This is a genomic window from Streptomyces sp. P5F9, from assembly GCF_057961495.1.
In genome coordinates this window covers 1-7,214 of sequence record NZ_JBXVPZ010000476.1, presented here as the reverse complement: position 1 = coordinate 7,214, position 7,214 = coordinate 1, and the positions used below count along the sequence as shown (strand labels likewise).

Genomic DNA, 7,214 nt, shown 5'->3' with positions numbered 1-7,214 from the left:
GAGCGGGATGGGGACGGGAGGGTGTAACCGCGGTTAACGGGCTGGTGGAACGCCGATGGCCCGACCCACGTGAAGTGGGCCGGGCCATCGGCGTTACTGGGTAGGTCAGCCCTCGGTGGCCTCCGCTGCAGCCGTCGCCGCGGTCTTGCGCGGCCGGCGCACCCTCGGCTTCGCCTCGGGCGCCTCCGCCGTCTCCACGGCGACCGGAGCCTCGGCGGCCTTGCGGGTCGTACGACGACGCGGCTTGACCTCCGCCTCCTCGGCCACCTGGGCCGGGATCTCGGCTGCTGCGGCCGTCTTGCGAGCCCGACGCGGCTTGGCTTCGACAGCCTCGGCCGTGTCCACGGCGGCAACCGCGGCCTTGCGGGTCCGACGCGGCTTGACCTCGGCGACCTCCGCCGGTGCCTCGACGGCAACGGCCGTCTTACGGGTCCGGCGCGGCTTGCTCTCGACCGCTTCGACCGTGTCCACGGCGGTCTCGGCGGCAACGGCGGCCTTGCGAGTGCGGCGCGGCTTGGCCTCGGCGACCTCCGCCGGTGCCTCGACGGCAACGGCAGCGGCCGTCTTGCGAGCCCGACGCGGCTTGGCCTCGACGGCCTCGGCGGTGTCCACGGCGACGACCTCGGCCGGAGCCGCGGTCTTCCGGGTCCGACGCGGCTTGGCCTCGGCGACGACCGGCGTCTCCACGGCCTCCACGACCGGCTCCGCGACCTTGCGGGTACGGCGCCGGGGCGCGGCCTCTACGGCGCCGCCCTGCTCCTCGACCACCTGCGCGGGGATGTCGGCGACGGCCTTGCGGGTCGCGGTACGGCGACGCGGCTTGGTCTCCTCGACGGCCTCGACCGTGTCGACGACCTCGACCGCTTCGACCGGAGCCGCGGTCTTCCGCGCCCGGGTCCGACGCGGCTTGGCCTCGACGGCCTCGGCCGTGTCGACCGCGGCCACGGCGGCGGGTTCGGCAGCAGCGGGGGTTGCGGCGACCGGCTCCGCGGCCTTACGGGTCCGGCGACGCGGCTTGGCCTCCTCGACCGGAGTCTCGGCGACGGGGGCCTCGGCCACCGGCGTCACGACCTCGGCCTCGACCGCGGCGGCCGTCGGCTCCGCCGACTTCCGCGTACGGCGGCGACGAGACGTCGTCGTCGGGGTGTCCAGGGCCGGGCCCTCAGCCGTGGCTACGGCGTTCTCCGCGACCTCGGATGCGGGCGTGGAGGTGACTGCCGTGGCCGGCAGCTGCTCTCCCGCCGCTCCGTTGCGCGTGCGGCGACGGCGGCGCGGAGTGCGGGTCGCGGTGTCCTCGGAGGCGGCCGTCGCGGTCTCCTGCGGAGTGGACGACGTCACGGCCGTAGCCGCCGAAGTCCCTTCCATCGGGGCGCCGTTGCGGGTACGACGGCGGCGGCGCGGGGTGCGCACCGAGCGCTCGGTGTCGGCGGAACGGGATTCGTCGCGGCTGTTGTCACGGCCGCTGTCGCGACCGCCCCTGCCGCCATCACGGCCACCGTCTCGGCCGCCACGACCGCCATCGCGACCGCCCCGGCCACGCGGGCCGCCGCGACCGCCGGTCTCGCCGAGGTCCTCGACCTCCTCGGCGGCCAGCCCGGCGCGCGTGCGCTCCGAGCGGGGCAGGACACCCTTGGTGCCCGCGGGGATGTTCATCTCCTCGAAGAAGTGCGGGGAGGTGGAGTACGTCTCCGGCGGGTTCGGGAAGCCCAGGTCCAGCGCCTTGTTGATGAGCTGCCAGCGCGGGATGTCGTCCCAGTCGACGAGGGTGACCGCGATGCCCTTGGCGCCCGCGCGGCCGGTGCGGCCGATGCGGTGCAGGTAGGTCTTCTCGTCCTCGGGGGACTGGTAGTTGATGACGTGCGTGACGCCCTCGACGTCGATACCGCGGGCGGCGACGTCCGTGCAGACGAGCACGTCCACCTTGCCGTTGCGGAACGCGCGCAGCGCCTGCTCGCGGGCGCCCTGGCCGAGGTCGCCGTGGACCGCGCCGGAGGCGAAGCCGCGCTGCTGGAGCTGGTCGGCGAGGTCGGCCGCCGTGCGCTTCGTACGGCAGAAGACCATGACCGGGCCACGGCCCTCGGCCTGCAGGATGCGGGCGACGAGCTCGGGCTTGTCCATGTTGTGCGCGCGGTAGACGAACTGCTTGGTGTTCGCGACCGTCGCGCCCTCGTCGTCCGGCGAGGTGGCGCGGATGTGCGTGGGCTGCGACATGTAGCGGCGCGCGAGACCGATGACCGCGCCCGGCATGGTCGCCGAGAACAGCATCGTCTGACGGCGGGCCGGCAGGAAGTTGATGATCTTCTCGACGTCGGGCAGGAAGCCCAGGTCGAGCATCTCGTCGGCCTCGTCCAGGACGAGCGACCTGATGTGCTTGAGGTCGAGCTTCTTCTGGCCCGCGAGGTCCAGCAGGCGGCCCGGGGTGCCGACGACGACGTCGACGCCCTTGCGGAGCGCCTCGACCTGCGGCTCGTAGGCCCGGCCGCCGTAGATGGCGAGGACGCGGACGTTGCGCACCTTGCCCGCGGTCAGCAGGTCGTTGGTGACCTGCGTGCACAGCTCGCGCGTGGGGACCACGACGAGCGCCTGCGGGGCGTCGGTCAGCTGCTCGGGCTTGGCGCGGCCGGCCTCGACGTCGGCGGGGACGGTCACGCGCTCCAGGAGCGGGAGGCCGAAGCCCAGCGTCTTGCCGGTGCCGGTCTTGGCCTGGCCGATGACGTCCGTGCCGGAAAGGGCGACGGGGAGCGTCATCTCCTGGATCGGGAAGGGGGAGACGATACCGACGGCCTCAAGGGCCTCAGCGGTCTCGGGAAGGATTCCGAGCTCTCGGAAAGTAGTCAGGGTGCTGCCTCTTCTGTGTGCGCGGTGCGAGGCGAGCGCGGGGGTCGTGTCAGGACCGTGCCGGGGACGTCGGCTGCCTTACGGACAACCCGTGAGGGCAAGCCGTACTGCACGGGACCACTGCCGACGCTCTAGCGCTCGAACCGCTGAGGGTCCCCCTCCGAACGACGTACGCACTGTCACGTACGGGCGAGGAGGGCTGTCGGGTCGGAGCCGATCGGGCCACCGACCGGGCATCCTCATTCGTGCGGCCCGGCGAATACTCGGCGGGCGCATTACCACCATACCCCGGAATCGCGCACATGCGTTGGCCGATTTGGTCACGTAGTCGTCGTCACACTGATTGACCAGGGACTTCCGCCGTGCTGTGAGCGGGCTATTGTGCGCTTCATGACGACCCCTGACAACGCCTCCGACGCGCCCGCCGAACCCACCGGAGTCGCCGCCCAGGACTGGGCCACGGCCTCCGTCGACCCGCAGTACCGCAACGCGGTCGTGGACCTGCTCGGCGCGCTCGCGTACGGCGAGCTGGCGGCCTTCGAGCGGCTCGCGGAGGACGCCAAGCTGGCGCCGACGCTCGCGGACAAGGCGGAGCTGGCGAAGATGGCGTCGGCCGAGTTCCACCACTTCGAGCAGCTCAGGGACCGGCTCACCGAGATCGGGGCCGAGCCGACCGACGCGATGCAGCCGTTCGTCGCCGCCCTCGACGGCTTCCACAAGCAGACGGCGCCCTCGGACTGGCTGGAAGGCCTCGTCAAGGCGTACGTCGGCGACTCGATCGCCAGCGACTTCTACCGCGAGGTCGCCGCCCGCCTCGACAAGGACTCCCGCCTGCTGGTGCTCGGCGTCCTCGACGACACCGGGCACGCGAGCTTCGCCGTGGAGAAGGTACGCGCGGCGATCGACGCGGACCCGCGCGTGGGCGGCCGACTCGCCCTGTGGGCACGGAGGTTGATGGGCGAGGCGCTGTCGCAGTCCCAGCGGGTGGTCGCCGATCGCGACGCACTGTCGACGATGCTCGTGGGCGGCGTGGCGGACGGCTTCGACCTCGCGGAGGTGGGCCGGATGTTCTCCCGGATCACGGAGGCGCACACCAAGCGGATGGCGGCCCTGGGGCTCGCTGCCTAAGCGCCACCAGGGCCAGTACGGCTAGGCGGGGGCGGATCGTCCCCGGAGCCGTCGTGAGGGTCGAAGGAGCAGCGAGAGCGAGGCCGCCGAGACGACCGCCGCGCCGAGCAGGCTCGCCAGTCCGCTGCCGGGGCCGAGCGCGCTGTGGGTGACGAAGTCACCGAAAAGGGCTCCGGCGACGCCCGTGGAGAACACCAGGGGGCGGGTCGGCAGACGGTGTGCGAGCCGGTGCGTGGCGGCCCACGCGAGCAGCACACCCAGCACAGCGGAGCCGAGCGCTTCCAGGATCATCACGGGGGTCCCTCCCACGGCCGGCGTCGTTGTGCGGTCGTAGCCGGTCATACCCGTGACCTGCGGAATGCAATCCTCCCCTGTGGGTGACTTGTGCTCCATCTGTGGTGGAAACGCAGATAAGAACAGCGGCGGAAACGCGAGGGGCCCGGTGACCTCCACGGTCACCGGGCCCCTCGTCCGTTCGCGACTACAGCGCGCCGAAGCCCACCTTGCGCGGGGCCGCCTCGCCGAGCTCGACATAGGCGAGCCGGTCGGCGGGGACGAGGACCTTGCGGCCGTGCTCGTCCACGAGGCTCAGCAGCGGAGCCTTCCCGGTCAGCGCCTCGGCCACGGCCTGCTCGACCTCTTCCGCGCTCTGACCGGTCTCCAGAACGATCTCGCGAGGCGTGTGCAGCACGCCGATCTTGACCTCCACGGCTATGTCCCTCCGACGGTCAGCAAAGTGCGCGATCTTCCGCGCCGTACGCAGCACACATTAGCCCGGCGAGGGGACGTAGATGTTCCGCGCCGGAACGCCAAGAGCGAACAGCCCATGGGAACAAACGGCCGTCAGTGGTGCTGTTCGCTCCCGTGCAACGGGAAACCGGCGATGCCGCGCCATGCCAGCGAGGCCAGCAGCTGGACCGCCTGGTCACGCGGGACGCTGCGGTCGCTGTGCAGCCAGGAGCGGGCGACGACCTGGGCGAGACCGCCCAGACCCGAGGCCAGCAGCATCGACTCGGCCCGGGAGAGGCCGGTGTCCTCGGCGATGACGTCGCAGATCGCCTCGGCGCACTCGTTCGTCACCTTGTCGACGCGTTCGCGCACGGCGGGCTCGTTCGTCAGGTCCGACTCGAAGACCAGCCGGAAGGCGCCGCCGTCGTCCTCGACGTAGGCGAAGTACGCGTCCATGGTCGCCCGGACGCGCTGCTTGTTGTCCGACGTCGACGCGAGCGCGGTGCGCACCGCCTGGATCAGCGACTCGCAGTGCTGGTCGAGGAGGGCGAGGTAGAGGTCGAGCTTGCCCGGGAAGTGCTGGTAGAGCACCGGCTTGCTGACGCCGGCGCGCTCGGCGATGTCGTCCATCGCGGCCGCGTGGTAGCCCTGCGCGACGAAGACCTCCTGGGCGGCGCCCAGCAGCTGGTTCCGTCGGGCACGGCGCGGCAGGCGGGTGCCCCGCGGGCGCGCCGCCTCTGTCTGCTCGATGGCTGTCACGCCGCCTCCCAAATGTCGTCCTCATGCGGTGAGCGCCGCGCCGCCATCGTACTTTTCGGTAACCGTGGTGTGCGCGGTGCGAGCGCAGAATTTCACGTACCGGACGTTGGTGAAAGCCGTGCGAATGCTCCTAGAAGGGGATGTAGAGGTCGCAGGCGGCCGGAGGTAAGTGGCTTCTTCTTACTGAAGGGGCTCGGTCGATGTACTTGTCGATGTACTTGAGGGCTCGGTCGTGTCACCGATAGTCGTCTTCGTCGAGGGGGACCACGCGGGCTTGTTCGACGACATCGGCCTCGTTGGCCTTGGCCGGGTCGACGTCGGCCGGTTGTTCGTCGGTGGTGTCGTCCTCGGGGGCTTCGGCGTCGAACGGGGTGTCGCTCTCGTCCTCGAACGTCTCGGGGTCGCTGGGATCGACGGTCATGGCGGGCTCCCTTCCTGGTACGTCGTGCGCTTTACGGCGTCCGTCGTGCGCTTGTCGATACGGGTGCCCTGTTTACGAGCCTAGGAGACACCGGGCAGGGGTGCCATGGCGGACGCCGTACGGCTGTCGTAGGGCTGGCACAGGGGTTGTGACGGCGAACACATGAGCCACTGCGTGATCGTCTCGTAACATTGCCGCATGTCTTCGACAGAGCTGCCTTCCGTGTCGGCCGCCAGTGTGCTCCCCAAGGTGGCGCCCGTCAGGGTCGGCGAGGGGGAGCGGCTCAGGTCGGTCGGGCTGCCGGGGATCACCCTGACGGTGCGGTCGAGAGCGGCGGTGCGCGAAGGACTGCCGCCCGCGCTGTTCGTCCACGGGCTGGGCGGTTCCTCGCAGAACTGGTCGCAGCTCATGGCCGAGCTCGACGGCCTGGCCGACAGCGAGGCCCTGGACCTGCCGGGCTTCGGCGACTCCCCGCCACCGGACGACGGCGACTACTCCGTCACGGGGCACGCGCGCGCGGTCATCCGTTACCTCGACGCGGCCGGGCGCGGCCCGGTGCACCTCTTCGGCAACTCACTGGGCGGCGCGATCACGACCCGCGTCGCCGCGGTGCGCCCGGACCTCGTCCGCACGCTCACGCTGATCTCCCCGGCCCTGCCGGAGATCCGCATCCAGCGCTCGGCGGTGCCGACGGCGCTGCTTGGCCTGCCGGGGGTCGCGTCCCTGTTCACCCGCATCAGCAGGGACTGGACGGCCGAACAGCGCGTCCGCGGCGTCCTCGGCCTCTGCTACGGCGATCCCGGCAACGTGACACCGGAGGCGTTCCGCTACGCGGTCGAGGAGCTGGAGCGACGACTCCAACTGCCGTACTTCTGGGACGCGATGGCCCGTTCCTCGCGCGGCATCGTGAACGCGTACACCCTGGGCGGCCAACACGGCCTCTGGCGCCAGGCCGAACGCGTCCTCGCCCCCACCCTCCTCGTCTACGGCGGCCGCGACCAACTGGTCGGCTACCGCATGGCCCAGCGCGCGGCCCGCACCTTCCGCGACTCCCGCCTGTTGTCCCTGCCGGACGCGGGGCACGTCGCGATGATGGAGTACCCGGAGACGGTGGCGGCGGCGTTCCGTGAATTCCTCGCGGATACCGGGGAGTTGGGAGAGTTCGGCGAGGTGGGGAAGCCGGCGGGAGCCGGTGCCGACAGCGCTGCGGACACCGGTGCCGTGCGGGGACGTCGTGCTGTTGAAGCGGATGGTTTCGGCCGAGGTGGCGGGGGCGGTGCGCGGGGGTCCCGGGGCGGCGGTTCGGTGAGTACGGTGAGTGATGCCGGCGGTGCGGGAG

The 7,214-nt window shown here is 71.5% G+C and carries 7 protein-coding genes; 2 read left to right on the top strand and 5 right to left on the bottom strand.

The genetic code is table 11. From position 1 onward, the window contains the following. Positions 1–105 precede the first annotated feature (105 nt). The gene (locus AC31A1_RS42925; protein ID WP_489658504.1) at positions 106–2,748 is read right to left on the bottom strand and encodes a DEAD/DEAH box helicase; all 2,643 of its coding nucleotides are present in this window, start codon (positions 2,746–2,748) and stop codon (positions 106–108) included. A gap of 480 nt (positions 2,749–3,228) precedes the next feature. On the opposite strand from AC31A1_RS42925, the gene AC31A1_RS42920 reads away from it, so the two are divergent. After that, positions 3,229–3,966 (top strand): ferritin-like fold-containing protein, encoded by a 738-nt coding sequence (locus AC31A1_RS42920; RefSeq protein ID WP_489658503.1) that lies wholly within the window; start codon positions 3,229–3,231, stop codon positions 3,964–3,966. Positions 3,967–3,987: 21 nt separating this feature from the next. On the opposite strand, the gene AC31A1_RS42915 is transcribed toward AC31A1_RS42920, so the two are convergent. From AC31A1_RS42915 to AC31A1_RS42900, 4 genes are all read right to left on the bottom strand, one after another. Then, positions 3,988–4,257 (bottom strand): hypothetical protein, encoded by a 270-nt coding sequence (locus tag AC31A1_RS42915; protein ID WP_327407088.1) that lies wholly within the window; start codon positions 4,255–4,257, stop codon positions 3,988–3,990. A gap of 190 nt (positions 4,258–4,447) precedes the next feature. Next, the gene (locus tag AC31A1_RS42910) at positions 4,448–4,675 is read right to left on the bottom strand and encodes a DUF3107 domain-containing protein (protein WP_019072095.1); all 228 of its coding nucleotides are present in this window, start codon (positions 4,673–4,675) and stop codon (positions 4,448–4,450) included. Positions 4,676–4,809: 134 nt separating this feature from the next. Further along, on the bottom strand, positions 4,810–5,454 hold the full coding sequence (locus AC31A1_RS42905) for a TetR/AcrR family transcriptional regulator (RefSeq protein ID WP_329256939.1): 645 nt from the start codon (positions 5,452–5,454) through the stop codon (positions 4,810–4,812). A gap of 235 nt (positions 5,455–5,689) precedes the next feature. Further along, positions 5,690–5,875, bottom strand: coding sequence for a hypothetical protein (locus AC31A1_RS42900; protein ID WP_489658502.1), 186 nt, complete (start codon positions 5,873–5,875; stop codon positions 5,690–5,692). A 198-nt stretch (positions 5,876–6,073) separates the two neighbouring features. On the opposite strand from AC31A1_RS42900, the gene AC31A1_RS42895 reads away from it, so the two are divergent. Then, the coding region (locus AC31A1_RS42895) for an alpha/beta fold hydrolase (RefSeq protein WP_489658501.1) at positions 6,074–7,214 on the top strand (1,141 nt) is incomplete at its 3' end.